The following is a 25,833-nucleotide window of genomic DNA, read 5'->3' as shown; positions in this document are numbered from 1 at the left end:
CTTGGCCGGAATGCTGCCCGGTGGCTGACAGCCGCCTCGAAAGCAGCCGCCGTCAGCCGAGGCGCTCCACCGCCGCCCGCACCCTCTCGTCCGTCGCCGTCAGGGCCACCCGTACGAACTTCTCGCCCGCCTCGCCGTAGAAGTCGCCCGGCGCCACCAGGATGCCCAGGTCGGCCAGGTGGGCCACCGTCTGCCAGCAGGACTCGTCGCGGGTCGCCCACAGGTACAGGCTCGCCTCGCTGTGCTCGATCCGGAAGCCGTGCTCGAGGAGGGCGGCGCGCAGGGCCGTGCGCCGGGCCGCGTACCGCTCGCGCTGTTCGCGGACGTGCGTGTCGTCGCCCAGCGCGGCCACCACGGCGGCCTGTGTCGGCGCCGACGTCATCATGCCGCCGTGCTTGCGGATCTCCAGGAGCGGGCCGAGGACCGCGGGGTCACCGGCGAGGAAGGCCGCGCGGTAGCCCGCCAGGTTCGAGCGCTTGGAGAGGGAGTGCACCGACACGATGCCGTCGTACGAGCCGCCGTTCACCTCCGGGTGGAGGACCGAGACGGGGTCGGACTCCCAGCCCAGCTCGATGTAGCACTCGTCGGAGAACAGCAGTACGCCGTGCTCTCGGGCCCAGGCGACGATCCTCGTCAGCTCCTCCTTGCCCAGCACCTTGCCCGTCGGGTTCGACGGGGAGTTGAGCCAGAGGAGCCTGAGGTTCCTGGGGTCCAGCTCCGTCGGGTCGTCGTAGGCCACGTGGTCCGCGCGGGCCAGGCGCGCGCCGACCTCGTACGTCGGGTAGGCCAGGCGCGGGTAGGCGACCTTGTCGCCGGGGCCGAGCCCGAGCTGGGTCGGGAGCCAGGCGACGAGCTCCTTGGAGCCGACGATCGGCAGGACGTGCCGGTGGGTGACGTCGCGGGCGCCGAGGCGGCGCTCCACCCAGCCCGTGATCGCGTCCCGCAGCTCGGGCGTGCCCCAGACCGTCGGGTAGCCCGGGGAGTCCGCCGCCGCGACCAGCGCCTTCTGGATCAGGTCGGGGACCGGGTCGACCGGCGTGCCGACGGACAGGTCGACGATCCCGTCCGGGTGCGCGGCGGCCGTCTTCTTGTACGGCTCCAGCTTGTCCCAGGGGAAGGTCGGAAGACGCTCGGAGACTGCGGACACGGGATCGGGCTCACTTTCTGCTACGGCGAGGCGCCCTGTGCGAGCGCAGGGTCGCCGAACGCCTCGGTCCCGTGCGGCGCCCGGCGGGCACCGCACGGGACCGGAACAATCGGCCTCCGGGCCGCTTACTGATTCATCGGGGGCAGCGCCGCGATGAAGGGGTGGTCGCGCTCGATCAGCCCCAGCTTGCTGGCGCCACCGGGCGAGCCGAGCTCGTCGAAGAACTCGACGTTCGCCTTGTAGTAGTCCTTCCACTCCTCGGGAGTGTCGTCCTCGTAGAAGATCGCCTCGACCGGGCAGACCGGTTCACAGGCCCCACAGTCGACGCATTCGTCCGGGTGGATGTACAAGGACCGCTGGCCCTCGTAGATGCAGTCGACCGGGCACTCCTCGATGCACGCCTTGTCCTTGACGTCGACACAAGGCTCTGCGATGACGTAGGTCACGCTGTCGTTCCTCCTCGGTAGGGCGCTGGCGGGCCTCCTCAGGCTCCGCCGCCTGGCGCGCGGGAGCGCGGCGTCGTCGATGCCCGCACCTAGTATCTCCGTTCCGGGGCATGATCCGAACAGGAGGGGTGAACTGACCTGTGGAAATCTCTGCGGGCGGACGGCTCGAGATCCGCATCACCGCTGCTGACGTGGGAAAACGCGTCTCCGTACGGCGGTGGAACGAACATGCCGCCGAGGGTGAGAAGTTCACCGACACGGTCGGAGTTCTCACATCATGGGATCAAGGTGTGCTGCTGATCACACGGCGGGACGGCCAAAGCGTCCGGATCGCGGAATCGTCGCTGGTCGCGGGCAAGGTCGTCCCCGCCGCTCCGGCGCGTCGCAGGGGTCCCGCGGCGTCCTACGAGGAGCTCGTGCGGATCGCCGCCCGGGCCTGGCAGCCGGTGGAGCGGGAGCGGCTCGGTGAGTGGGAGCTGCGCGCGGCCGCCGGGTTCACGCGGCGGGCCAACTCGGCGCTGCCCCTCGGCGACCCCGGGCTGCCGCTGGACGAGGCGCTGACGGCCGTACGGCGCTGGTACGCGGACCGTGGCCTGCCCGCCTACATACAGCTCGCGACCGGAGCGGAGGGCACGCAGGAGCTGCTGTGCGCGGAGCTCGAAGCGCGTGGCTGGACGCGGGAGGTGACCGCCGAGCTGTGGACCGGCTCCCTGGCGCCGCTCGCGGACCGCGAGGCGCCCGGGGTGCAGCTGTCCCGCACGGTCGACGAGGCGTGGCTCGCTCGCTACCAGCGCAAGGGGCTGAGCGAGGTGGCCCTGAAGGTGCTGGGAGGGGGGTCCCCCCGCTCAGGGTCCCCCCTCCCGAGCGAAGTCGAGAGTGGGGGAGAAACCGAGACTGGGGGCGGCCCGTCGGTGTGGTTCGCGACGGTGCCGGGGGCTCCGGGTGCCCCTCCGGCGGCGATCGGGCGGTGCGTGGTGGACGGGCGGTGGGCCGGTTTCGCGGCGGTCGAGGTCGACCCGGAGCAGCGCCGGCGGGGTCTGGCCACCGCCGTGATGGCGGCGCTCGCCCGGCAGGCCCTGGACGAGGGCGCCTCGGCGGCCTGGCTCCAGGTGGAGACGGACAACGAGGGTGCGCGGACCCTGTACGCGGGACTGGGTTTCGGGGCGCATCATGCATATCACCACTACCGGGAGCCGGAAGGCTCCCGCGGACCGGTGGCGTGAGAGGGTTCGAGGTTGTGATGCGTGGCCCCCGTCCCCCGGAGCCGGAGCGGGCCGCCGAGGTGCGGCGGCGGTTCGGCGAGGAGGCGCGGTCCGAGCGGCCCGATCTCGCGACACTGTGCCTGCTCGTGGCCGCGGCGGCGGACGGGGAGCTGGACGAGGCCGGGATCGACGCCGCGCAGATCGAGATGGACCGGCTGGCCGGGCTGGTGGCGTTCCGGCCGGACGGGCCGCGGGCCTGGGCCGTGGCGGTGGCGGACGTCCTCGGGGACCGCTGCGGGTTCCGCGGCTCTGCCGCGGACTACGAGCGACTGGAGTCGTCGTTGCTGCACGCGGTGCTGCGGCGGCGGCGCGGGCTGCCGATCCTGCTCTCGGTGGTGTGGATCGAGGTGGCGCGGCGGGCGGGGGCGCCGGTGTACGGGGTCGCACTGCCCGGGCACTTCGTCGTGGGGTTCGGTCCGCCGGACGAGCAGGTGCTGGCCGATCCGTTCGACGGCGGCCGGGTGCTGACCGGGGGTGACGCCGAGATGCTGGTCGCCGGAGCCACGGGGGCGCCGCTTGATCCTTCGATGCTCACCCCTGCCGATCCGCTGGACGTCGTACTGCGGGTGTTGAACAACATCCGGGCGTGGGCCGCGGCTCGGCCCGAGCGGTCGGATGTCGCCCTGTGGGCGGTGGAGTTGTCGTTGCTGGTGCCGTCGCATCCGGCGCGGTTGCGGTACGAGCACGCGCAGCTTCTGGTGGGGCGCGGGGAGTTCTTGCGGGGGGCCGCGGAGCTCGATGCGTACGCCGACGTCGTTTCCGCCGTTGACGACGCGGCTGCGGAGCGTGTGCGGGGGCAGGCTCGGGCCGCACGAGCCATGCTGAACTGAAGAGGGACCGCTACAGCCAGCCCTTCTCACGAGCCATCCGTACGGCTTCCGCCCTGTTCCTCACCGCCAGTTTCTGTATGGCGGTGGACAGGTAGTTCCGGACCGTCCCCTGGGAAAGGTGCAGCGCCGCCGCCAGCTCGGCGTTCGTCGCGCCGTTCGCCGCGGCGCGCAGGATCTCCCGTTCGCGCTCCGTCAGCGGGTTGGCGCCGTCGGCCAGGGCGGCCGCCGCGAGCGTGGGGTCGATGACCCGTTCCCCGGCGAGCACCTTCCGTACCGCCGCGGCGAGTTGGGAGGCCGGGGCGTCCTTCACCAGGAACGCGGCGGCGCCCGCCTCCATCGCGGAGCGCAGATAGCCGGGGCGGCCGAAGGTCGTCAGCACGACCACCTTCAGTGCCGGCAGCTCGCGCTGCAGCTGGGCCGCCGCCTCGATCCCGGTGGCGCCGGGCATCTCGATGTCCAGCAGCGCCACGTCCACCTCATGAGCGCGCGCCGCCGCCAGTACCTCGTCGCCGCGGGCGACCTGGGCGACGACCTCGATGTCCTCCTCCAGACCCAGCAGCGCGGCCAGCGCCTCGCGGACCATCGACTGGTCCTCGGCGAGCAGGACCTTGATCGCACGGCTCATGCCCCGGATCCTACGTGGACCGCGGCACCCACGGGTACGCGTGCGACCAGCCGGAAACCATGCCGGACGCGCCCTGCCTCCAGCGTGCCGCCGGCCTTCTCCAGACGCTCGGTCAGCCCCGTCAGGCCGTTGCCCGGGCCGTGGCCCGCGCCTCCCGATCCGTCGTCCTCGACGGAGAGTTCCAGCATCCGCCCGTCGAGGGTCTGCCGTTGCAGCACCTCGATCGTGCAGCGGCCTGCGCCGCTGTGCCGTACGACGTTGGTGACCGCCTCGCGCAGCGCCCAGGCGAGGACGGACTCGCTCTCCTCCGCGACCCCGGTGAGGTCGGGCTCCGCGGGTATGTCGGCCGTGACTCCGGCCGCCGTGAGGGCGACCTGCGCGCCCGCCAGTTCCGCGGACAGGCGCGGGCGCCGGTACCCGGTGACCGCCTCACGCACGTCGACGAGGGCCTGACGGCTGACCCGTTCGATGTCGGCCACCTGTTGGGCCGCCTTCTCGGGGTGGTCGGGGAGCATGCGGCCAGCCAGCTCGCTCTTCAGCGTGATCAGGGAGAGCGAGTGGCCGAGCAGGTCGTGCAGATCACGGGCCAGGCGCAGCCGCTCCTCGTTGGCGGCGAGCTGGGCGACGGTGGCGCGGGCCTTGCGCAGCTCCACTGTCGTACGCACCAGTTGCCGCACGCCCGTCATCCCGAAGCCGAGGAGCGTCACCATCAACAGGAGGTTCCACATGCCGGTCACGCCGGTGTACCGGCCGACGAGCAGCATCGTGAGACTGTTCAGCGGGATCACCCAGTACGCGATCTGCAGCGGCAGGGTCGCGCCGCAGGTGACGGCGACGTACACGAAGAGGCCGATCCAGTTGCCGCCGAGGGCCAGGCACAGGACGACGGCGAGCGCGGCGAGCAGGGCGACCAGGGAGGCGACGGTCCGTCCCGAGAACGCCCGGCCCATGTTCCGGAAGACGACCGCCAGGTAGACACCGACGAAGGTCACGAACCCCACCCAGCCGGCCGCGTCGGCGGCGGCCGAGTGGTGGCCGGAGGTCAGGTCCTTCACCGGCGAGCTGAGGAAGATCAGCCAGGGCACGATCCACACCAGCTTGCGCAGCGCCTCGGCCAGGTTGCGGGGCGGCTCACCCATGCGCATGAACCGCTCGACCCGGACCCCTTCGTGCAGTCGGTCTTCCGTCATGGCACTCACGCCTTCAGCGTGTCCTTCCGGTACAGCCAGGCCGCGCCGCCCGCGAAGAGGAAGAAGAAGGCGACGAGGATGGCGATGTCCTGGGCGTGGGGGGCCTGGCTCTGTTCGATGGCCCGTCCGAGCGCAGCGTACGCGTGGGTGGGCAGCCACTTGGCGATGTCCTGCAGCCAGGTCGGGAAGGAGGAGGACGGCATCCACAGGCCGCCGAGGATCGACAGGCCGAAGTAGACGATCATCGTGATCGGGCGGACCGCGTCCCCGGAGGCGAGGTAGCCGATGGCGACGCCGAGCGCGGCGAAGACCAGGCTGCCGGCCCAGATGGCGCCGGTGAGGGCGAACCACTGCCAGGCGTCCAGCCGTACGTCCCTCACGGCGGCGGCGACCAGGAAGACCACCACGATGGACGGCAGGCTCACCACGGCCGCGCCGGCCGTCTTGGCGAGGACGTACCCGCGCCCGGGCAGCGGGGTCAGCCGCAGCTGCCGTACCCAGCCGCCCTCCCGTTCCTTGGCGATGCGCTCGCTGTTGCCCATCAGGACGGCGGTCAGGGCCCCGAAGGAGGCCATGGAGACCATGACGTACTTCGCGACGCTCAGGCCGCTGCCGTCGACGTCGCCCGTCTGGTTGGAGACCAGCAGGAAGATGACCGACGGGTAGATCACCGAGAAGAACAGGAACTTCCGGTTGCGCAGGGCGCGGATGAGTTCCAGCCTGATGAGCGAGATCATGACTGCTTGGCCTCCTCGGCCTCGGTGATCGCGACGAACGCCTGCTCGAGCCCGAGCCCGGCGACTTCGAGGTTGCGGGGGTAGACGCCGAGCCCGTACAGCGCGTGGACGGTCGCGTCGGCGTCGGAGGACTGGATGCGCACGGTCTGTCCGGAGACGTCTATCGCGGTCAGGAAAGGCAGCGCGCGCAGCGGGGCCTCGTCGATCGGGCCCTGAAGGTCGAAGCGGACGCGGCGGGCGCCGGCCTTGGCCTTGATCTCGGCGGCGGTGCCGTCGGCGAGGAGCCGCCCGCGGTGCAGCACGAGCACGCGGTCCGCGATCGCGTCGGCCTCTTCCAGGTAGTGCGTGGCGAACAGGACCGTACGCCCCTGGTCCGCCTGCTCCCGCATGGTGGCCCAGAAGGCCTGGCGGGCGGAGACGTCCATACCGGTGGTCGGCTCGTCGAGGACGATCAGGTCGCTGTCGCCGGCGGTGGCGAGGGCGAAGCGGACGCGCTGGGCCTGGCCGCCGGAGAGCTTGTTGACCTTGCGGTCGGCGATCTGCGCGATGCCCGCGCGGGCGAGCACGTCGGTGACCTTGTACGGCCTCGGGTGCAGATCGCAGCCGAGCTTGACCAGTTCGGCGACCGTGACCTCGTCCATCAGGCCGCCGCTCTGCAGCATGGCGCCCACGCGCCCGGCGACGATGGCCTCGCGCGGGCTGGTCCCGAACACGTGCACGGAGCCGCTGTCGGCCGGCTTGAGCCCGAGGAGCAGGTCGAGGGTGGTCGACTTGCCCGCGCCGTTGGGCCCCAGCAGGGCCACGGTCTCCCCTGGGTGCAGCTCGAGCGACAAGCCGTCCACGGCCCGTACGTCCCCGTAGGCCTTGGTCACCTGATCGAACCCGACCACCACGTCGGTGGCCGACACTGTCGTCGTCATGGACCCATCGTCCCGGGGCCGGGGGCGCGCACGGCAGTGCCGGGTGTCGTCACTCCTGCATGACAGATGTCATGTCTACGGCATGGCAGGGGGGCGCCCGGTCGTCCGGGCGCCCCCCTGTGCGGTGCGGTCAGCTCGGGTTCGTGTTGATGACCGCGACCCGGTTGGTCCTGCTCAGCAGTGCCTGGCGCAGGGCGACGTAGACGTCCTGGGGTGTCACGGGCGTCTTCTGGCCGTTGGCCCGGGTGATGAGCACGCCGTCGAACGCCTGGCCGTAGAGCTCCTTCAGGGCGGTCACGTCGGGCTTGTCGACCAGCTTGCCGTTGACAGCCGTCACCCTCAGGAACTTCCACAGCGACTTCTGCGGACTCATCAGCACCACGTGTGTCGCGTCCGTCCGCACCGTCACCTTGCCGGACATCGCCGGCTCGGCGAACTCCTTCATCTCCCGGTCGACTTCGGCATTCGTCACCGTCGGCTGCCGGGTCGTGGTGGCCACCCGCACGGGCGTGCCGGAGCCGGTCTCCACCTGGGTGCGGTACGCCTCCTCGACGGCCGCGACGGATGCGGGGACGTCGATCCCCTTGCCGGCCTTGCCGTACACGGCAACCGCCCGGCCGGGCTCGAACTTGATCGTGCCCTCGACCATCGACCCGGAGCCGCCCGCGACCCGCTGCAGGGCGGCCTGCAGCTTCTCCTCGTCGACGGGCATGACGGGCTGGACCACACGGTGCTGCCCGAAGAGCGAGCCGATCACCGACACCGGGTTGTAGTCGCTCGTCGCGGCGGCGGCGACGGTGGCCTTGCTGTCGAACTGGAGTCCCGCCTGGTCCGGCCTGAGGGGGACCGACTTGCCGTCGACCGACAGTTGCAGGGGTTTGTCGGTCCGGCCGCCCAGCGCGGCCTCCAGCTTCTCGACCGCCTCGTCCCGGGTGCCGCCGCCGATGTCGACGCCGAGCACCGTGGTGCCCTTGGGCACGTCCGAGTGGTTCATGAGCAGTCCGGCGCCGTAGGCGACACCGGCGACGAGGACCACGCCGCCGCCCAGGAGGACCAGCTTGCTGCGGCCCTTCTTGGCCGGCTTCGCGGCGCCGGTGTTCTGCTGCTTGGGCGCGTCGGGCAGCTTCGGGGGCGTGTGCGGCGTCGGCGCCTGCGACGGGGAGCCCGGGCCGAACGGGCCGCTGCGCTCGCCCGACGGGACGACGGGGATGCCGCTGGTGACGGTGTGCCCGGAGACGTTGCCGCCGGGGCCGCCGAAGCCCTGGGGGCCCGGTTCGGGGGCGGGCTTCTGGGGGGTGAGGATCGCGGTGTCGTCACTGAGCCCGCCGCCGGGACGGCCCTGGCCCGCGCCGGCTCCGGGCACGCCGGGCGTACTGGGCGCTCCGGGGGCTCCCGGGCCGAGCGGTCCGCCGGGCGTGCTCCGGGTGCCGGGCGCCAGGAGGCCCGGGCCGCCAGAGCCCGTGCCGGGAGCGGTCAGGCCGGGGCCGCCGGGGCCCGAGGCGACCGTGCTGTCGCCGGTGACCGGGCCGCTGGTCGGGCCGGACGGGCCGCGCCGGCCCGGCTCCGAGAAGTACGGAAGGTCGTCGCGGCTGGGTTCGGGGCTCTCCTCGGCGCCGATCACCGGGAAGGAGGCCGTGCTGGCCGCCACCGCGTCGGACACGTCGAAGGAGCCGGTGCCGCCGCCGTGCCCCGGCGCGACAGGTCCGGCGCCGGTGGCACCCGGGAGTCCCGCGCCGTTCGTACCGCCCGGGCGTGCGCCGAAGGAGCCCGCGCCGCCCGTGACCTCTCCGGGTCGTGCGCCCGGCGCACCGGAAGCTCCGGGACGCGCGCCACCCGCGCCGTTCGCACCCGGGCCACCTGGCCGCGCGCCACCAGCGCCCGGACCCTTCGGCGCACCCGGACCGCCGAAGGCCCCGTTGCCGCCCCGCGCACCCGTACCAGCACCAGCGCCCTCGCCCGGCGCCCCCACGCCCGACGCGCCGCCCGCGCCTTGTATGCCCGAAGCCCCGGGCAGCCCCGCGCCGTTGGTCGACCCACTGCCCGCTGCGCCCTTGGCCGCCGCGGGCTTGCGCGGCGCGAACCAGTCGCTCGTCGCCGTTTTCTCCTCGGACTGCGCGGCGGGCTCGGCGGGCGGATCGAAGGTGCTGAGCGCGCTCACGGAGCTCGTCGCCCGGGTGTCGGAGCCCGCTTCGTCCGTCGCGCTGTCGGCGTCCGCGACGGGGGTGCGCACGACGACCGGCGGAATGGGCCGGGATCCGGGGATGTTGATCCGGACGCGGGTCGTCAGCGTGGTCTCGGTCTTGCGTTCCTCCGACGGCGAGGCCGAACGGCTCGCGTCGACACCGTCCTCGGCAACCAGGGGGGTTCCGTACGGCGGCGTACCCGACGGGTACGCGGCTGCGCCACGCCCGTTGGGTCCGGCGGACGAGTTGTCAGTTTCACGACTCAAGGCAGGTTCTCCCGGTTGGCTCCACCGCCTGTTTCGACCTCAACAGGTGGGGGTCCCCCCTGCTCGAGCGAAGCCGAGAGCGTGGGGGAGGCTCGGCGGCGCGCACCACCATACTGGCCGCTTGCGCCACGCAGACCGCCCCCGCGAGGGAAACCCGCACGGGACCCCCACGTCCGCACCGCGTTTTGCGGGGGACATCCCATGCCTCGCAGCGACGAAGTGGTACGTCACTTGCCAAGTCGGGCGCCGGGGCGACCGGGTTGCCGCCCGTGAGCAAGGGTGGCGCACATCACAGCGACGGCCATTCCGCCGAGCAGGAACAGATACGAGCCGATGCCCGCGCCGAACAGGAAGTCACCCTCGGGTCGGCTGGCGGTGAGCAGGACGACGGCGACCATCCACCCGGCGGCGGGCGCGAGAGCGCCCGCTCGGGACCCGGTGGCCCGGGCCCCGCCCAGGAAGAGTCCGGCCGCGCCCGCGAGCGCGAGGAGCAGTCCGCCGGGGAACCAGGCGCCCTGCACCAGACCGCCCGCCACGCCGACGACCGCACCGAGCACCAGCAGCCCGAGGTAGGCGGCCGTCCGGCCGGCCGAGGGCAGGCTCAGGGGCTGTGCAAGTGCGTTCGACTGTTTGCTCGAAGCCGTCATGGGGCCACTCCTTGGAACAGATCCGTCTCACGGGCCTCGGCGTTCCCCCGGCCTCCCGCCGGTGGGACGCCCGTCTCGCTTCGCTCGCCGCGCACCAACTGGTAGTACTCGGTGGTGAAAAGGGGCTGCGCGAGCGCGTTGGACAGCGCGAAGTACGGCTCGGCGACCTCGATCTGCGTGGCGTGGGCGCGCATCGCCGCGGCCTTCGCGGCCGCGAACGCCGTGCCGTCGATCTCGGTGGTGACCACTTGGTCGTCGACCACGCCGGGGACGTCGTCGATGCTCGCGGCCTTGGCGAAGGGCGTCTTGTCGAGGACCTCACCGAGCCGGGCGAACGCGGCCCGGGCGACCGAGCGCGGCAGCCGGTTCCAGTAGATCTTGGCGATCCGCCAGGGCTCCCCGAGGTCCGGGCGGAAGCCGGGGTCGGCGGCCAGGTCGGCGGCGCGCATGGCGACGCGGTGGGCCTGGATGTGGTCGGGGTGGCCGTAGCCGCCGTCGGGGTCGTAGGTGACGAGGACCTGGGGGCACACCTCCCGGACGACCGCCACGAGGTGACCGGCCGCCTCGTCCAGGTCCGCGGACCAGAAGGAGCCCGGCCGGTGGTTCTGCTCGGCGCCCATCATCCCGGAGTCGCGGTAGCGGCCCGGGCCGCCGAGGAAGCGGTGGTCGCCGACGCCGAGTTCGGCCATGGCGGCGGCCAGTTCGCCGACGCGGTGCGGGCCCAGCTCGTCGTCCCGGTCGGGCGCGAGGTGCGCGAGCTCCGGCGGGATGACCTCGCCCTCCTCGCCGAGGGTGCACGTCACCAGCGTCACCCGGGCGCCCTCGGCCGCGTACTTGGCCATGGTCGCGCCGTTGTTGATCGACTCGTCGTCCGGGTGCGCGTGCACCAGGAGCAGACGCCGGTCGGGCAGATCCGTCATGGGACCACCCTACGAGGCCGGCCGTCCTCCGCCGCCGGCGGCACCGGCCGCCGGGTCCCCCTCACGGAAGACCCGGCCGTGCGGGCGAAGGGGGCCTGTCCTCCGGGGCCGCTAGAACTTGATGCTGCCGATCATCCCCGCGATGTTCGTGGTCAGCTCGCTGATCGTGGGTGCGACCGTGGAGGAGGCGAGGTAGAAGCCGAGGAGCATGCACACGATCGCGTGGCCCGCCTTCAGCCCGGACTTCTTGATCAGAAGGAAGACGACGATCGCCAGCAGCACCACCGCCGAAATCGAGAGTGCCACGGCGGCTCACCTCCAAAGATCCCAGGACGCGGGGGGGTCGGACTATGGGGGCAGACAAATCCAGCAGATAAATCCACGCAGCGGGCAGCACGTTCATACCCACTATGCGCTAGTGATCATAACTATCCGTACGTGCGCATCGATCGGCGCACAGCCGCACAAGGGGGCGCATGGCCAATATGGTCGGGGCATGACCACCGAGCCTGCTTCCTTCCCCCGACGGCACGCGCGGACCCAGCGGTTCACGCTCGGCGCGCCGCGTGCGTTCACCGTCGCGCCCGACGGTTCCCGTGTCGTGTTCCTGCGGTCCACCTCCGGCACGGACCGCGCGCACCAGTTGTGGGTCCTCGACCTGGCGGACGGCAAGGAGCGCCCCGCGGCCGACCCGGGAGCGCTCCTCGGGGGCGCCGCCGAACAGTTGCCGCCCGAGGAGCGCGCCCGTCGGGAGCGCAGCCGCGAGGGCGGCGCCGGCATCGTGGGCTACGCCACCGACGCGACCGTGGAGTTGGCGTCTTTCGCCTTGTCAGGGCGGCTCTTCACGGCGGAGCTGCGCGCGGGAACGGCACGCGAACTGCCCGTGGCCGGGCCGGTGATCGACCCGCGCCCGGCCCCCGACGGACGGCACATCGCCTACGTGCGCGGGGGCGCGCTGCGCGTGGTCGGCGCGGAGGGCGAGGGCGACCGGGCGCTCGCGGAGCCGGAGTCGGAGTCGGTGTCGTACGGCCTGGCCGAGTTCATCGCGGCCGAGGAGATGGGCCGTTCGCGGGGTTTCTGGTGGTCGCCGGAGTCCGACCGGCTGCTCGTGTCGCGCGTGGACGACACGCCGGTGCGGCGGTGGTGGATCTCCGATCCGGCGCGTCCGGACCAGGAGCCACAGCGGGTTCCGTACCCGGCTGCGGGCACCGACAACGCGGACGTACGGCTGTTCGTCGTGGCCCTCGACGGGACGCGCACGGAGGTCGTCTGGGACCGGGCGCGCTACCCGTATCTGGCGCGAGTGCACTGGTCAGCGGCGGGGGCACCGCTGATTCTGGTGCAGGCGCGGGACCAGCGCAGCCAGCTGTACCTGGCGGTGGACCCGGACACCGGCGCGACCCGGATGGTGCACGCGGACGAAGATCCATATTGGCTGGAACTTTTCGCCGGTGTGCCGTGCTGGAGCCCCTCCGGGCAGTTGGTCCGGGTCGCCGACGAGGGCGGCGCGCGGGTGCTCGCCGTGGGGGAACGACCGTTGACCGGGCCGCAGTTGCACCTGCGGGCGGTGCTCGACGTCGCGGACGCGGATGTGCTGGTGGCCGCGTCGGCGGGCGAGGCCGCGACGGACCCGGAGATCGGCGAGGTCCACGTCTACCGGGTGAACGAACTCGGCGTGGAGCGCGTGTCGCAGGAGCCCGGTGTGCACTCGGCGGTGCGCGCCGGCGCCGTGACCGTGCTCGTCTCCTCGGTCCTCGGCCGCCCCGGCGTCCAGGTGCAGGTGCTGCGCCACGGCAAGCGTCTGGCCACCGTGGCGTCGTATGCGGAACACCCCGGTTTGTCCCCGCGCGTGCGACTGACGCAGGGGGGCGCACGCCGAATCCCATGCGCCGTGCTTATGCCTACGGACTACTCCGGTGACGCCTCCCTCCCCGTCCTCATGGACCCCTACGGCGGCCCGCACGGACAGCGCGTGGTGGCCGCGCACAATCCGCACCTGACCTCGCAGTGGTTCGCCGACCAGGGCTTCGCGGTGATCGTCGCCGACGGGCGCGGCACCCCGGGTCGCTCCCCCGCCTGGGAGAAGGCGGTCAAGGACGACCTCGCGGCGGTCGTGCTCCAGGACCAGGTGGACGCGCTGCACGCCCTGGCCGACGACTTCCCGCTCGATCTGTCCCGGGTCGCGATCCGCGGCTGGTCCTTCGGCGGCTACCTGGCGGCACTGGCGGTGCTGCGCCGCCCGGACGTCTTCCATGCGGCCGTCGTGGGCGCGCCGGTGACCGACCTACGGCTCTACGACACCCACTACCAGGAGCGCTATCTGGGGCACCCCGGCGAGCAGCCGGACGTCTACCGCCGCAACTCGCTCATCGACGACGCGGGCCTGGTGGACGCGGTGGATCCGGCCCGCCCGATGATGATCATCCATGGCCTGGCGGACGACAACGTCGTGGTGGCCCACTCCCTGCGCCTCTCCTCGGCCCTCCTGGCCGCGGGCCGGCCGCACGAGGTGCTGCCGCTGTCGGGGGTCACGCACATGACCCCCCAGGAGACGGTCGCGGAGAACCTGCTGCTGCTCCAGCGCGACTTCCTGCGCCGCGCTCTCAGCCTGGGCTGAGCCGAGCCCTGCAAGCAACGGGCCGGGGTGACATGGCGCACCCCGGCCCGTTTACGGCACCCGCACGGCCGTACGCTGTTCACTGTGCTGCGTCCGTATATCGGAATCGCGTCAGCCAAGTTGCCTGCGTGTTAACGCACTTCATGTGTGTTTGCGGAGTTATGCGGCTCCTCCGGTGGCTTCTCGGGCGGCTCCTCCGGTGGCTTCTCGGGCGGCTCCTCCGGTGGCTTCTCGGGCGGCTCCTCCGGTGGCTTCTCGGGCGGCTCCTCCGGCGGCACCACACGCATCTCCTCCGCGAAGTAGCACGCCGAATCGTGCGCGGCCGGTCCCGTCGTCCCCCGGAACTCCTCCGGCACCGCGAGCGGCGGCACCTGGAGCGCACACCGCTCCCTGGCCTTCCAGCAGCGCGTGCGGAACCGGCAGCCGGAGGGGATGTCCGTCGGGGACGGCACGTCACCGCTGAGGATGATCCGCTCCCGGCGCTCCCGTGCCGCCGGGTCGGGCACGGGCACGGCGGACAGCAGCGCCTGGGTGTACGGGTGCGTGGGATGCTCGTAGATCTCCTCGTCGGTGCCGATCTCCACGATCTTCCCGAGGTACATCACCCCGACCCGGTCGGAGATGTGCCGCACGATCGACAGGTCGTGCGCGATGAAGACGTAACTCAGCCCGAACTCGTCCTGCAGCCGCGCCATCAGGTTGATCACCTGCGCCTGCACCGACACGTCGAGCGCGGAGACCGGCTCGTCCGCCACGATGATCTCCGGGCGCAGCGCCAGCCCCCGGGCGATGCCGATGCGCTGGCGCTGACCGCCGGAGAACTGGTGCGGATAGCGGTTGATGTGCTCGGGGTTGAGCCCGACGACGTCCAGCAGCTCCCGCACCCGCCGCCGTCTGTCCCCCTTGGGCGCGACCTCGGGATGGATCTCGTACGGCTCCCCCACGATGTCGCCCACCGTCATACGGGGGTTGAGGGAGGTGTACGGGTCCTGGAACACCATCTGGATGTTGCGCCGCACCGCCTTCAGCGCGCGCCCGGACAGCCGGGTGATGTCCTCGCCCTTGTACCGGATCGAACCGGCCGTCGGCGGCTCCAGGTTGACCAGCAGCCTGGCGAGCGTCGACTTGCCGCACCCGGACTCCCCGACGATGCCGAGCGTTTCGCCCCGGCCGAGGGTGAAGTCGACGCCGTCGACCGCCCGCACCGCGCCGATCTGCTTCTTGAAGAGGATCCCTCTGGTGAGCGGGTAGTGCTTGACCAGTCCGCTGACCTCCAGGATCGGCTCAGGGCCGGCCATGCAGGCACTCCCTCCAGAAGTGACAGGCGCTCCCCCGCTGCTCGTCCACCTCGTAGAGCGGCGGCTCGTCGGTGCGGCACACGTCCCGGGCCAGGGGGCAGCGGGGATGGAACGGGCAGCCCGGCGGGATGTGGGTGAGGCTCGGCGGCAGGCCCTCGATGGCGTACAGCCGGCGGCCCTTGCGGTCGAGACGGGGGATGGAGTCGAGCAGGCCCCGCGTGTAGGGGTGAGCGGGGCTCTTGTAGATGTCGTGCACGGGGGCCGACTCGACGATCCGGCCCGCGTACATGACGGCGATCCGGTCGGCGACGTCCGCGACGACACCGAGGTCGTGGGTGATGAGGACCAGACCCATGCCGTACTCGCGCCGCAGCTCGGCCAGCAGGTCCATGACCTGGGCCTGCACGGTGACGTCGAGGGCGGTGGTGGGTTCGTCGGCGATGATCAGCGCGGGCTCCAGCGCCAGCGCCATGGCGATCATGATGCGCTGGCGCATACCGCCGGAGAACTGGTGCGGATAGTCCCGCACGCGCTGGCGTGCGGCCGGGATCCGTACCCGGTCCATCAGCTCGATCGCCCGGGCGCGCGCGTCCTTCTTCGACATCCCCCGGTGTACGACGAACATCTCCCCGAGCTGGTCGCCCACGGTGAGGACGGGGTTCAGCGCGGAGAGGGCGTCCTGGAAGATCATGGCCATTCCGGCACCGCGGATCCTGCGCCGCTCCTCCTCCTTGAGGGTCAGCAGATCCCGCCCCTGGAAGAGGACGCGACCGCCGGTGATCCGGCCGGGCGGCGTGTCGAGGATGCCCATGACGGCCTGCGCGGTGACGGACTTGCCGGAGCCGGACTCGCCGAGCACCGCCAGCGTCTCGCCGGCGTCGACGGCGTAGCCGACCCCGTTGACCGCGCGGGCGATCCCCTCCCGGGTCCGGAACTCCACGTACAGGTCCTGCACTTCGAGCAGCACGGCCGTCACCTCAGCTTCGGGTCGAGGGCGTCGCGCACCGCGTCGCCGAGCATGATGAACGCCAGCACGGTGATCGCCAGAGCGCCGGAGGGCCACAGCAGCGCGTGCGGGGCGTTGCGGATGTAGGGGGAGGCAGCGGAGATGTCGATCCCCCAGGACACGCTCGGCGGCTTCAGCCCGACGCCGAGGTACGACAGGGTGGCCTCCAGGGCGATGTAGGTGCCGAGCGCGATGGTCGCGACGACGATCACCGGGGCGACCGCGTTGGGCGCGATGTGCCGCAGCAGGATGCGGGTGTCGGAGGCGCCGAGGGCGCGGGCGGCCTGGACGTAGTCGTGCTGCTTGGCGGTGATGACCGCGCCGCGGGCGATCCGGGAGATCTGCGGCCAGCCGAGCAGCACGATGAACCCGACGACCGGCCAGACCGTGTTGCCGGTCACCACGGAGAGCAGGACGAGCCCGCCGAGGACGACCGGGATGGCGAAGAAGATGTCGGTGGCCCGGGACAGGATCGCGTCCCATCCGCCGCCGAAGTACCCGGCGAGCCCGCCGAGGACGGAGCCGAGGACGGCGACGCCGAGCGTGGCGCAGACGCCGACCGTGACGGAGGTGCGGGCGCCGTAGACCGTCCGGGTGTACACGTCGCAGCCCTGGCCGTCGAACCCGAACGGATGTCCCGGCTGGGAGCCCTCCTGGGCCTTGGACAGCTCGCAGACGAGCGGGTTGCCTGAGGTGATCAGGGACGGCCAGAGGGAGATCAGGACGAGGAAGAGGATCACCAGCGCGGAGGCGAGGAAGACCGGGTTGCGGCGCAGGTCGCGCCAGGCGTCGGACCAGAGGCTGCGCGGCCGGCCGGCCGGGCCCTCCGGTCCCCTCTGCAGGGTGGTCGCCTCGCTGGCGGCGAGGTCCATGGCACCGCCCATGCCCGTCCCGGCGACGGCCCCTTTCCGCCCGTATCGCGGCTGCTCAGGCATAGCGGATCCTCGGGTCGAGTACGGCGTACAGGAGGTCGACGAGCAGGTTGGCGACCAGGAAGACCAGGACGAGCACGGTCACGAACCCGACGACCGTCTGGGTGTTCTGCCGCAGGATCCCCTGGTAGAGCTGGTAGCCGACGCCGTGGATGTTGAAGATCCGCTCGGTGACGATCGCGCCTCCCATCAGGGCGCCGATGTCGGTGCCGATGAAGGTGACGACGGGGATGAGCGAGTTCCGCAGCAGATGCCGGGTGATCACACGCCGGCGCGGCAGCCCCTTGGCGACTGCGGTGCGCACGTAGTCGGAGCGTCTGTTCTCGGCGAGGGTGGTCCGGGTGAGCCGGGTGACATAGGCGAGGGAGACCGAGGCGAGGACCAGCCCGGGCACGATCAGTTCGCCGACGGTGGCCGCCGGGGAGACCGACGGTCTGGTCCAGCCCCACTTCACTCCGAGCAGGAGCTGGAGCAGCAGACCGGTGACGAAGGTCGGCACGGAGATCACGACGAGGGTGAGCAGCAGGACGGTGGTGTCGACGGGCCGCCCGCGGCGCAGCCCGGTGACCACGCCGAGCGCGATCCCGAGGACGACCTCGAAGAGGATCGCGACGATCGTGAGCCGGATGGTGGGCGGGAAGGCGGTCGCCATCAGCTCGGTGACCTTCTGCCCGTTGAAGGCGGTGCCGAAGTCGCCGGTGAAGACGTTGCCCATGTAGGTCGCGTATTGCTGCCAGAGGGGCTTGTCGAGGCCGAACTCCCGGCGCAGCTGGGCCGCGGTGGCGGGGTCGCACTGCCGTTCGCCGCACAGGCCGGCGACGGGGTCGCCCATCACGTTCACCATCAGGAAGATGAGCAGGGTGGCGCCGAAGAAGACCGGGATCATCTGCAGCAGGCGCCGGACGACGTACCGTCCCATGGGGCCTCCGGGGGTGGCGGGCGGGCGGGCGGCTCAGCGGACCTCGATCTGGTCGTAGACCGGGACGCTGAACGGGTTGAGCGCCACGTTCGCGAGGCGCTGGGAGTAACCGGCGCTGCCGTTCTGGTACCAGAGCGGGATGGCGGCCATGTTGTCCCGCACGACCCCCTCGGCCTGCTGGAACAGCCCGACCGCGGCCGCCTTGTCGCTCTCGGCGTTCGCCCGGTCGACGAGCTTGTCGAAGTCCTTGTTCGACCACTTGCCGTCGTTGGAGGAGGCGTTCGTGTAGTAGAGCGGCTGGAGGAAGTTCTGGATGAGCGGGTAGTCCATCTGCCATCCGGCGCGGAACGGCCCGGACATCTTGTGCTGCCCGATCTGGTTGCGGAAGTCGGCGAAGGTGCCGACCGGGTTGCCGACGCAGGCACGGTCGTTGCCGAGGGCGTTGTTGATGGAGTTGCACACGGCGTCCACCCACTCCCGGTGCGAACCGGAGTCCGCGTTGTAGGTGATCCTGAGCTGCCCGCCGGGCAGTCCGCCGCCCTCCTGGATGAGCTTCTTGGCCCGGTCCGGGTCGTAGCGGCACGCGTCGCCGCACAGACCTTCCTTGAAGCCGCCGTCGGAGCCCAGGACGGGTGAGGTCCAGTCACTGGCGGGGGTGCGGGTGTGGTGGAAGATCGTGTCGGTGATCTGGTCCCGGTTGATCGCCATGGACAGGCCCGTGCGGACCTTCTCCGTCCCCGGCCTGTTCCACCGCGGGTCGTAGTAGGGGAAGGCGAGGGTCTGGATGATGCCGGCCGGCTCGGTGATGTACCGGCCGCCGAGATCGGACTTCACGTTCCTGAGCTGCGAGGCGGGCACGTCGTCGCTGAGGTCGAGGTTGCCGGCCAGCAGATCGGTGTAGGCGGTGTTGCTGTCGGTGTAGACCTTCAGGTCCACGCCGTTGTTGCGGGCCTTGTCCGGTCCGGGGTAGGCGCCCCACTTCCGCAGCGACATCATGAAGCCCCGCGTGTAGGAGTGGACCAGATACGGGCCGTTGCCGACGGGCTTCTTCAGCCAGTCCGCGTGGTGGTCGAAGAACGCCCGGGGCAGCGGGGCGAAGGCCACGTAACCGAGGGTGTCCGGGAACGTGGAGAACTTCTGGCCCAGCCGGACGGTGAAGGTGCGCCGGCCGGTCACCTTCAGCCCGGAGAGGGTCTCGGCGGTCTGGGTGCCGGAGGCCGGGTGCACCTTGTCGTAGCCCTCGATGTACCCGAAGAAGTACGCGTTCCTCTGGTTGTTCCTCAGGCTCGCGCCGTAGTTCCAGGCGTCGACGAAGGACCGGGCCGTGACCGGCTCCCCGTTGCTGAAGGTCCAGCCGTCCTTGACGGTGACGGTGAAGTTCCGCGAGTCGGACGTCCGGATGCTCTCGGCGAGCATGTCCTCGGCCGCACCGGTCCTCGGGTTGTACCGCTTGAGCCCCCGGAAGACCATGTCGAGCACCTTGCCGCCCTGGACCTCGTTGGTGTTGGCCGGCTCGAGCGGGTTCTGCGGATCGCCCCAGGAGGAGCTGAACACCCCGGGCGCGGTGCCGCCGCCGTCCGCGCCCCCGCCACAGGCGGCCGCCACGAGGACGGCCACCGCCGCCCACAGGGCGTGCCTGGCTCCACGCATGGGGTGCCTCCTCGAGGGTGTGCGCCTGCCCTCGGCGCGGGACACTGTCCGTTATCGCCACTATCGACCCGAAGACCCCTCATCACACGCAACGCCACCCGACTGGCCGCACCCCGTCCGGACCCGGGCCTCCCGTAATGAGAGAGCCTGGGCGTCAGGCCTCCACCAGCGGCGCTTCACAGGTGTGGACCAATGGTTGCCGACTCGCTGTCGATGGCCTCGTTTCCGCAGGCCACAGGGCATGTTTACGCACCGTTGACGGGTGCGGAGCACCGCTGATAGACACACTCATCACCCATCCGGCGTCAGCCGATCCGGCCCGATCAAGCCGTTCCCCGAACCGCCGTCCCCGTGCAGTGATGACGTGAGGTCAGCATCGATGAGCACGCAAGACCAGCACGGCAGAGGGCGCTCGCGCCCGGACCGTCCACGACACCGTTCAGCGCGGCTCGTCGCCGCCGCCCTCACGGTCTCCGCCGCTCTGGCCTTACCACAGCAGGCCGAGGCGAAGGAGAGCGACGCGGTCCTCACCGTGGCGGTCGCCCAGAGCGTGGACTCGCTGAGCCCGTTCCTCGCGACCCGCCTGGTCAGTACCAGCATCAATCGGCTGATGTACGAGTACCTGACCGACTACGACCCGGGGGACGCCCACCCGGTCCCGGGCCTCGCCACCCGGTGGATGCCGTCCGCCGACAAGCTCACCTGGACGTACACGATCCGCTCCGACGCCACGTGGTCGGACGGTCAGAAGGTCACCGCCGAGGACGCGGCGTGGACGTTCGACAAGATGATGACGGACGACAAGGCGGCCACCGCGAACGGCAGCTTCGTCGCGAACTTCCGGAAGGTCACGGCTCCGGACGCCACCACGCTGGTCATAGAGCTCAAGAAGCCCCAGGCCACGATGACCGCGCTCGACGTGCCGATCGTGCCCAAGCACGTCTGGGAGAAGGTCAGGGACTTCGGGACGTTCAACAACGACAAGAGCTTCCCCGTGGTCGGTGACGGGCCGTTCGTCCTGACCGGCTACAAACCCGACAGCTATGTGCGGCTCAAGGCCAACAAGAACTTCTGGCGGGGCGCCCCGAAGTTCGACGAGCTGGTGTTCCGGTACTACAAGGACCAGGACGCGGCGGTGGCGGCCCTGCGCAAGGGAGAGGTGTCCTTCGTCGCCGGCTCGCCCTCCCTGACACCCGCTCAGGCCGCCTCCCTCCAGGGCGTGAAGGACATCAAGGTCAACGACGCCCCGGGCCGCCGCTTCTACGCCATCGCCACCAACCCCGGCGCCCGGGCGAGGAACGGGCAGAAGTTCGGCGACGGCGCCCCCTCCCTCCTGGACGAGCGGGTGCGGCACGCCCTGTTCATGGCCGTCGACCGCAGGACCCTCGTCGACAAGGTCTTCCAGGGCCACGCCGTCGAGGGCCAGGGCTACATACCGCCCCGCTTCTCCACGTACTTCTGGAAGCCGTCGGCGGCCCAGGAGCTGGCCTACGACCCCGTGAAGGCCGCCGAGCTCCTCGACCAGGCGGGCTACCTGAAGAACGCCGACGGCAAACGCGTGGGCAAGGACGGCAAGCCCCTCACCTACCGCATGCTGTGCCACGCCACCGACCCGAACGACAAGGCCGTCGGCCAGTACCTGAAGGAGTGGTGGGGCAAGCTCGGCATCGGCCTGACGCTCGACTGCCTGGACAACGTGACCGACCCCTGGCTCGCCGGCAGGTACGACCTCGCCTTCGACGGCTGGTCCGTCAACCCCGACCCCGACTTCGTGCTGTCGATCCACACCTGCGCGGCGCTCCCGGCGACCCCCAAGGACACGGCCGCCACGGACAACTTCATCTGCGACCGGACGTACGACGACCTCTACGCCCGGCAGCTCGCGGAGTACGACCCCGCCAAACGCGCCGCACTCGTCAAGCAGGCCGAGTCGCGGCTGTACGACCTCGGGTACATGAACGTCATGGCGTACCCGAACGCGGTCGAGGCCTACCGGACGGACCAGATCGCGTCGATCACCACCATGCCTCGGAAGGCGGGCAACATCTACGGCCAGGACGGCTACTGGAGCTGGTGGTCGGCCGTACCGGCGAACTCCGGTGACTCCTCCGGCGGTTCCTCGTCCACCGGGGTCGTCGTCGGCATCGTCGCGGGCGTCGTGGTCCTCGTCGGCGCCGGGGTGGTCCTCGGCCTGCGGCGCCGCGCCACCGCCGAGGACCGTGAGTAGTGGAACCGGCGCGCGAACTGCGGACACATGCCGGCACCCCGTACCTGCGGTACGCGGCGGGCAAGGCGGGCGGCGCCGCCGTCTCCTTGCTCGCCGTCCTCGTGACCAGCTTCTTCCTCTTCCGGCTGATCCCGGGCGACCCGGTGAAGTTCATGACGGGCGGCCGTCCGGTATCGGCCGCACAACTGACGGCCTATCGCAGGGAGTTCGGTCTCGACCTGCCGTTGTGGCAGCAGTTCACGGACTACTGCGGCAAGGCGCTCACGGGCGACCTCGGCACGTCGTACCAGTTCCGGGCACCCGTCATCGACAAGATCACCGAGGCGCTGCCGAACACACTGCTGCTCACCGGCACCGCGTTCGTCCTCTACACGGTCCTCGGCATCGTCCTCGGCACCCGCTCGGCGTGGCGCCACGGCCGGCTCGGCGACCGGCTCAACACCGGTGTGGCGCTGACCCTGTACTCGATCCCCTCCTTCTGGCTGGGCCTGCTGCTCATCATCGTGTTCGCGGTGGGCGTGGGCCCGGTCCCGGGTGTGTTCCCGACCGGCGGCATGGAGTCGGGCGGCGAGGAGGGCTTCGCGTACGCCGTCGACGTCGCCCACCATCTCGTCCTGCCGGTGATCACGCTGGTGGCGGTCGAGTACGGGCAGACGCTGCTGGTCACCCGTTCGGCGCTGCTCGACGAGATGGGCAGCGACTATCTGACCACCGCGCGCGCCAAGGGCCTGAGGGACGACCTGGTCCGGCGCCGGCACGCCGTGCCGAACGCGCTGCTGCCGACCGTGACGCTGGTCTTCGTCAATCTCGGCCGGACCGTCGCGGGCGTCATCCTCGTCGAGACCGTGTTCTCCTGGCCCGGCCTCGGCGGGCTCTTCTACCAGGCGCTGAGCGTGCCCGACCTTCCCCTCGTCCAGGGCCTGTTCTTCGTCTTCGCCTCGGCGGTGATCCTCATGAACACGCTGGCCGACCTGATCTATCCGCTGCTCGACCCCCGGGTGGGCCGATGACGACCGACACGACTCCCCCGGGCGGGCCGACCCGTACCGACACGACTCCTCCGGCGGCGAAGGCGAGCCCGCGCACGCTCGCCCGGCAGCGCCGCCGCCGCTCCGCCGCCCGTTTCTGGGCGCACTACCGCACGCACCGCGCCGGGCTCGTGGGCCTGGCCGTCCTCGTCCTGTTCGCCGCGGTCGCACTCACCGCGCCGCTGACCGTCGGTTCCGACGTGTCCAGTGTGACCGGCGCGCCGGGCCGGCCGCTTCAGCATCCGAGCGGCGCCTTCCCGCTGGGCACGGACCGGTTCGGGCGGAACCTGCTGGGCCTGGTGGTGTGGGGCTCGCGGATCTCACTGCTGGTCGGGCTGCTCGCGGCGGTGCTGTCCGTGGCGATCGGCGCGCTGGTCGGGATCACCGCAGGGCACTTCCGGGGCGCGTACGCCACGGTGATGATGCGGATCACGGACTGGTTCCTGGTGATGCCGACGCTCGTCCTCGCCATCGCGCTCGCCACCGTGATGTCCCGCTCGCTCGGCACGGTGATCCTGGCGATCGGTGTGACGTCCTGGCCGACCACGGCCCGGCTGGTGCGGGCGCAGACGCTGGCGGTGGAGTCCCGGCCCTACATCGAGCGGGCGCGGGCGCTCGGCGGCGGCCACGCGCACATCATGCTCCGGCACGTGCTGCCCAACGTCATGCCGCTGGTGCTGGCGCAGACAACCCTGATGATCTCCTCGTCCATCCTCGCCGAGGCGACGCTCGCCTTCCTCGGCATGGGCGACCCGACGGTCGTGTCGTGGGGCGGTCTGCTCCAGGACGCCCGCGAGGCGGGCGCGGTGAGCTCCGGCGACTGGTGGTACCTGGTGCCGCCGGGCATCGCGATCGCCGTCGTCGCCCTGGCCTTCACGCTGTGCGGCCGCGCGGTGGAGTCCGTCCTCAACCCCCGGCTGGGGGTGGAGCGTTGACGCTGCTCGAGGTGCGGGACCTGGAGGTGACCTACGCCGGCGGGGCCGCCGCCGTGCGGGGCGTCGACCTGGTGCTGGAGGCAGGGCAGAGGCTCGGCATCGCGGGCGAGTCGGGCTGCGGGAAGTCCACCCTGGCGCTGGCCCTGCTGCGGCTGCTGCCGCCCGGCACCCGGGTCGGCGGGCAGGTCCTGCTGGACGGCGAGGACGTGCTGACGATGCGGTGGGGGCAGGTCAGGGCGGTCCGCTGGGCGGGGGCCTCCATCGTCTTCCAGGGAGCGATGCACTCCCTCAACCCGGTGCACCGGATCGGCGACCAGATCGCCGAGCCGATGCTGCTGCACCGCAAGGCGACGGCGGCCGAGGCCAAGCGCAGGACCGGCGAACTTCTGGAACACGTGGGCCTCCCGGCCGCACGGGCGACGGCGTTCCCCCACGAGCTGTCCGGCGGCCAGCGCCAGCGCGTGATGATCGCCATGGCGCTGGCCTGCGACCCACGGCTGGTCATCGCCGACGAGCCGACGACGGCCCTGGACGTGATGATCCAGGCGCAGATCCTGCGGCTGATCGGCCGGCTCGTCGCGGAACAGGACCTCGGCCTGATCATGATCAGCCACGATCTCGCCGTCCTCGCCGAGACCTGCGACCGGCTGGCGGTGATGTACGCGGGCCGGGTGGTCGAGGAGGGCCCGGCCCGGCAGCTCTACGACGACGCCCGGCATCCGTACGCCGGGGCCCTGTCCGCGGCGTTCCCCCGCATCGGCGACCCGGCCTCCCGCTATGCCCCGCACGGCCTGGCGGGCGATCCGCCCGACCCGTCCGCCCTGCCGTCCGGCTGCGCCTTCCACCCGCGCTGCCCGGTGGCCCTGGACGGCTGCGCCGGCCAGGACCAGGAGCTGCGGGACGCCGGCCCGGGCCGCAGGGCGGCGTGCGTGCATGTGTCGCCACACCCCGCCCCCGGTCCGACGGCGGCGACGGAGGACGCGAGGAGCACCCCATGACGACCTCACCGACGACACCCGCGACGACATCACCGACCGCATCACCGCTGCTGAGCGCGGAGGGACTGCGCGTGACCTTCCCCGGGCGCCACGGCGGTGTGCCGTCCCGGGCGGTGGACGGTGTGGACCTCGACATCCGGCCCGGGGAGATCGTGGCGCTGGTCGGCGAGTCTGGCTGCGGCAAGACGACACTGGCCCGGGCACTGCTCGGCCTGGTACCGCCGACGTCGGGAAGCGTCCGCTTCGCCGGACGGCCGCTCGACTACTCCGCCCGGGCCCTGAAGGCGTACCGCAGGCGCGTCCAGCTGGTGCTCCAGGACCCGAGCGGATCGCTCAACCCCCGGCACACGGTGTACGAGGCGGTCGCGGAGGGGCTGCGGATCCACGGGTACGGCGGAGACGAGCAGACGGCGGTCGCGGGGGCCCTCTCCCGGGCGGGGCTCCGCCCACCGGAGCGCTTCTTCCTGCGCTATCCGCACGAGCTGTCGGGAGGCCAGCGCCAGCGCGTGGTGATCGCGGGCGCGCTCGTCCTGGACCCGGAACTGATCGTCGCCGACGAGCCGGTGGCCTCCCTCGACGCCTCGGTGCGCGGCGAGATCCTGGCCCTGCTGCTGCGCCTGCGCACCGAACTGGGCCTGTCCGCGCTCGTCGTGACGCACGATCTGGGCCTGGCGTGGAACATCGCGGACCGGGTGGCGGTGATGTACCTCGGCCGGATCGTGGAGACGGGCGACGTCGAACAGGTACTCACCGCCCCACGGCACCCCTACACCCAGGCGCTGCTCTCGGTCCTCCCGGAAGCCCCGGGCGCGCCTGTCGTCCTGTCGGGCGAACCTCCGGACCCCTCCCGCATCCCCACGGGCTGCCGCTTCCACCCCCGCTGCCAGATCCTGGCCGGCGGGGAGGCGGAACGGGCGGGCGTCGCGGACGCGTGCCGGACCCGGGACCTGGAGGTGCTGGGCGGTGGTGACGGCGGGCAGGTGGCGTGCCACTGGGCTCGGACCGTCGTCGCCCCTTGACGGTCCGGGCGCCCCGTCGCCTCCGGAAAAC

At 71.6% G+C, this 25,833-nt stretch carries 23 protein-coding genes; 8 read left to right on the top strand and 15 right to left on the bottom strand.

Annotated elements, in window-relative coordinates; genetic code table 11:
- Positions 1-52 precede the first annotated feature (52 nt).
- Entirely contained in the window at positions 53-1,147 is a 1,095-nt protein-coding gene (locus SY2F82_RS12870) for a bifunctional succinyldiaminopimelate transaminase/glutamate-prephenate aminotransferase (RefSeq protein WP_200419138.1), read from the bottom strand.
- A 125-nt stretch (positions 1,148-1,272) separates the two neighbouring features.
- Positions 1,273-1,593, bottom strand: a complete 321-nt coding sequence (fdxA, locus tag SY2F82_RS12865; RefSeq protein WP_043443616.1) for a ferredoxin — start codon at positions 1,591-1,593, stop codon at positions 1,273-1,275.
- Between the two features lie 140 nt (positions 1,594-1,733).
- On the opposite strand from fdxA, the gene SY2F82_RS12860 reads away from it, so the two are divergent.
- Both SY2F82_RS12860 and SY2F82_RS12855 read left to right on the top strand, forming a co-directional pair.
- Entirely contained in the window at positions 1,734-2,816 is a 1,083-nt protein-coding gene (locus SY2F82_RS12860) for a GNAT family N-acetyltransferase (protein WP_200419137.1), read from the top strand.
- Positions 2,817-2,833: 17 nt separating this feature from the next.
- A complete protein-coding gene (locus SY2F82_RS12855; RefSeq protein WP_200419136.1) occupies positions 2,834-3,685 on the top strand; it encodes a transglutaminase-like domain-containing protein in 852 nt (283 codons plus the stop codon).
- Positions 3,686-3,695: 10 nt separating this feature from the next.
- On the opposite strand, the gene SY2F82_RS12850 is transcribed toward SY2F82_RS12855, so the two are convergent.
- The 8 genes from SY2F82_RS12850 to SY2F82_RS12815 form a co-directional block, all read right to left on the bottom strand.
- Positions 3,696-4,310 (bottom strand): response regulator transcription factor, encoded by a 615-nt coding sequence (locus SY2F82_RS12850; protein WP_200419135.1) that lies wholly within the window; start codon positions 4,308-4,310, stop codon positions 3,696-3,698.
- Positions 4,307-5,500 carry a sensor histidine kinase gene (locus tag SY2F82_RS12845; RefSeq protein ID WP_200419134.1) on the bottom strand — a complete coding sequence of 398 codons (1,194 nt, stop codon included), beginning with the start codon at positions 5,498-5,500 and terminating at the stop codon, positions 4,307-4,309. Before SY2F82_RS12845 ends, SY2F82_RS12850 begins: the two co-directional genes overlap by 4 nt.
- Positions 5,501-5,505: 5 nt before the next feature.
- On the bottom strand, positions 5,506-6,237 hold the full coding sequence (locus SY2F82_RS12840) for an ABC transporter permease (protein WP_200419133.1): 732 nt from the start codon (positions 6,235-6,237) through the stop codon (positions 5,506-5,508).
- Positions 6,234-7,157: an ABC transporter ATP-binding protein gene (locus tag SY2F82_RS12835; RefSeq protein WP_200419132.1), complete on the bottom strand. Its 924-nt coding sequence runs from the start codon at positions 7,155-7,157 to the stop codon at positions 6,234-6,236. Before SY2F82_RS12835 ends, SY2F82_RS12840 begins: the two co-directional genes overlap by 4 nt.
- Before the next feature lie 130 nt (positions 7,158-7,287).
- A complete protein-coding gene (locus SY2F82_RS12830) occupies positions 7,288-9,606 on the bottom strand; it encodes a hypothetical protein (protein ID WP_200419131.1) in 2,319 nt (772 codons plus the stop codon).
- Positions 9,607-9,833: 227 nt separating this feature from the next.
- Positions 9,834-10,253: a DUF6113 family protein gene (locus SY2F82_RS12825; protein ID WP_200419130.1), complete on the bottom strand. Its 420-nt coding sequence runs from the start codon at positions 10,251-10,253 to the stop codon at positions 9,834-9,836.
- Positions 10,250-11,173 carry an N-acetyl-1-D-myo-inositol-2-amino-2-deoxy-alpha-D-glucopyranoside deacetylase gene (mshB, locus tag SY2F82_RS12820; protein WP_200419129.1) on the bottom strand — a complete coding sequence of 308 codons (924 nt, stop codon included), beginning with the start codon at positions 11,171-11,173 and terminating at the stop codon, positions 10,250-10,252. The genes SY2F82_RS12825 and mshB overlap by 4 nt, the downstream gene beginning before the upstream one ends.
- 111 nt (positions 11,174-11,284) lie before the next feature.
- Positions 11,285-11,479, bottom strand: coding sequence for a hypothetical protein (locus tag SY2F82_RS12815; RefSeq protein WP_059128380.1), 195 nt, complete (start codon positions 11,477-11,479; stop codon positions 11,285-11,287).
- Positions 11,480-11,669: 190 nt separating this feature from the next.
- On the opposite strand from SY2F82_RS12815, the gene SY2F82_RS12810 reads away from it, so the two are divergent.
- A complete protein-coding gene (locus SY2F82_RS12810) occupies positions 11,670-13,790 on the top strand; it encodes a S9 family peptidase (protein WP_200419128.1) in 2,121 nt (706 codons plus the stop codon).
- 131 nt (positions 13,791-13,921) lie between these two features.
- Here the strand turns inward: SY2F82_RS12810 and SY2F82_RS12805 are convergent, their stop codons facing one another.
- The 5 genes from SY2F82_RS12805 to SY2F82_RS12785 are packed head-to-tail and all read right to left on the bottom strand — an operon-like array spanning position 13,922 to position 19,595.
- Positions 13,922-15,088, bottom strand: a complete 1,167-nt coding sequence (locus tag SY2F82_RS12805) for an ABC transporter ATP-binding protein (RefSeq protein ID WP_200419127.1) — start codon at positions 15,086-15,088, stop codon at positions 13,922-13,924.
- Positions 15,075-16,055, bottom strand: a complete 981-nt coding sequence (locus SY2F82_RS12800; RefSeq protein WP_200419126.1) for an ABC transporter ATP-binding protein — start codon at positions 16,053-16,055, stop codon at positions 15,075-15,077. The genes SY2F82_RS12805 and SY2F82_RS12800 overlap by 14 nt, the downstream gene beginning before the upstream one ends.
- A 5-nt stretch (positions 16,056-16,060) precedes the next feature.
- Positions 16,061-17,029 (bottom strand): ABC transporter permease, encoded by a 969-nt coding sequence (locus SY2F82_RS12795; RefSeq protein WP_200419125.1) that lies wholly within the window; start codon positions 17,027-17,029, stop codon positions 16,061-16,063.
- Entirely contained in the window at positions 17,022-17,945 is a 924-nt protein-coding gene (locus tag SY2F82_RS12790) for an ABC transporter permease (RefSeq protein WP_200419124.1), read from the bottom strand. The genes SY2F82_RS12795 and SY2F82_RS12790 overlap by 8 nt, the downstream gene beginning before the upstream one ends.
- Before the next feature lie 33 nt (positions 17,946-17,978).
- Entirely contained in the window at positions 17,979-19,595 is a 1,617-nt protein-coding gene (locus SY2F82_RS12785; RefSeq protein WP_200419123.1) for an ABC transporter substrate-binding protein, read from the bottom strand.
- Positions 19,596-19,974: 379 nt separating this feature from the next.
- Between SY2F82_RS12785 and SY2F82_RS12780 the strand changes: the two genes are divergently transcribed.
- Genes SY2F82_RS12780 through SY2F82_RS12760 form a run of 5 tightly spaced genes read left to right on the top strand, consistent with a single transcriptional unit; the run spans position 19,975 to position 25,802 of the window.
- Positions 19,975-21,822 carry an ABC transporter substrate-binding protein gene (locus SY2F82_RS12780; RefSeq protein ID WP_200419122.1) on the top strand — a complete coding sequence of 616 codons (1,848 nt, stop codon included), beginning with the start codon at positions 19,975-19,977 and terminating at the stop codon, positions 21,820-21,822.
- Positions 21,822-22,832: an ABC transporter permease gene (locus SY2F82_RS12775; protein ID WP_200419121.1), complete on the top strand. Its 1,011-nt coding sequence runs from the start codon at positions 21,822-21,824 to the stop codon at positions 22,830-22,832. The genes SY2F82_RS12780 and SY2F82_RS12775 overlap by 1 nt, the downstream gene beginning before the upstream one ends.
- Positions 22,829-23,785, top strand: a complete 957-nt coding sequence (locus SY2F82_RS12770; protein ID WP_200419120.1) for an ABC transporter permease — start codon at positions 22,829-22,831, stop codon at positions 23,783-23,785. Before SY2F82_RS12775 ends, SY2F82_RS12770 begins: the two co-directional genes overlap by 4 nt.
- Positions 23,782-24,783 (top strand): ABC transporter ATP-binding protein, encoded by a 1,002-nt coding sequence (locus tag SY2F82_RS12765; RefSeq protein ID WP_200419119.1) that lies wholly within the window; start codon positions 23,782-23,784, stop codon positions 24,781-24,783. The genes SY2F82_RS12770 and SY2F82_RS12765 overlap by 4 nt, the downstream gene beginning before the upstream one ends.
- Positions 24,780-25,802 (top strand): ABC transporter ATP-binding protein, encoded by a 1,023-nt coding sequence (locus tag SY2F82_RS12760; protein WP_200419118.1) that lies wholly within the window; start codon positions 24,780-24,782, stop codon positions 25,800-25,802. The genes SY2F82_RS12765 and SY2F82_RS12760 overlap by 4 nt, the downstream gene beginning before the upstream one ends.
- Positions 25,803-25,833: the final 31 nt, after the last annotated feature.

It is taken from the genome of Streptomyces sp. Y2F8-2, from assembly GCF_014905555.1.
In the GTDB taxonomy this organism is placed as follows: Bacteria; Actinomycetota; Actinomycetes; order Streptomycetales; family Streptomycetaceae; genus Streptomyces; species Streptomyces cynarae.
The sequence above is the reverse complement of the archived record's forward strand: the minus strand, read 5'-3'. Positions and strand labels throughout refer to the sequence as shown.

What these genes read in the sequence shown, in the direction of transcription:
- SY2F82_RS12840 (WP_200419133.1), bottom strand. Translation starts at nt 6,237, where the DNA reads ATGATCTCGCTCATCAGGCTGGAACTCATCCGCGCCCTGCGCAACCGG.
- mshB (WP_200419129.1), bottom strand. Translation starts at nt 11,173, where the DNA reads ATGACGGATCTGCCCGACCGGCGTCTGCTCCTGGTGCACGCGCACCCG.
- SY2F82_RS12835 (WP_200419132.1), bottom strand. Translation starts at nt 7,157, where the DNA reads ATGACGACGACAGTGTCGGCCACCGACGTGGTGGTCGGGTTCGATCAG.
- SY2F82_RS12795 (WP_200419125.1), bottom strand. Translation starts at nt 17,029, where the DNA reads ATGCCTGAGCAGCCGCGATACGGGCGGAAAGGGGCCGTCGCCGGGACG.
- SY2F82_RS12855 (WP_200419136.1), top strand. Translation starts at nt 2,834, where the DNA reads ATGCGTGGCCCCCGTCCCCCGGAGCCGGAGCGGGCCGCCGAGGTGCGG.
- SY2F82_RS12850 (WP_200419135.1), bottom strand. Translation starts at nt 4,310, where the DNA reads ATGAGCCGTGCGATCAAGGTCCTGCTCGCCGAGGACCAGTCGATGGTC.
- SY2F82_RS12785 (WP_200419123.1), bottom strand. Translation starts at nt 19,595, where the DNA reads ATGCGTGGAGCCAGGCACGCCCTGTGGGCGGCGGTGGCCGTCCTCGTG.
- SY2F82_RS12810 (WP_200419128.1), top strand. Translation starts at nt 11,670, where the DNA reads ATGACCACCGAGCCTGCTTCCTTCCCCCGACGGCACGCGCGGACCCAG.
- SY2F82_RS12845 (WP_200419134.1), bottom strand. Translation starts at nt 5,500, where the DNA reads ATGACGGAAGACCGACTGCACGAAGGGGTCCGGGTCGAGCGGTTCATG.
- SY2F82_RS12780 (WP_200419122.1), top strand. Translation starts at nt 19,975, where the DNA reads ATGAGCACGCAAGACCAGCACGGCAGAGGGCGCTCGCGCCCGGACCGT.
- SY2F82_RS12770 (WP_200419120.1), top strand. Translation starts at nt 22,829, where the DNA reads ATGACGACCGACACGACTCCCCCGGGCGGGCCGACCCGTACCGACACG.
- SY2F82_RS12760 (WP_200419118.1), top strand. Translation starts at nt 24,780, where the DNA reads ATGACGACCTCACCGACGACACCCGCGACGACATCACCGACCGCATCA.
- SY2F82_RS12825 (WP_200419130.1), bottom strand. Translation starts at nt 10,253, where the DNA reads ATGACGGCTTCGAGCAAACAGTCGAACGCACTTGCACAGCCCCTGAGC.
- SY2F82_RS12805 (WP_200419127.1), bottom strand. Translation starts at nt 15,088, where the DNA reads ATGGCCGGCCCTGAGCCGATCCTGGAGGTCAGCGGACTGGTCAAGCAC.
- SY2F82_RS12790 (WP_200419124.1), bottom strand. Translation starts at nt 17,945, where the DNA reads ATGGGACGGTACGTCGTCCGGCGCCTGCTGCAGATGATCCCGGTCTTC.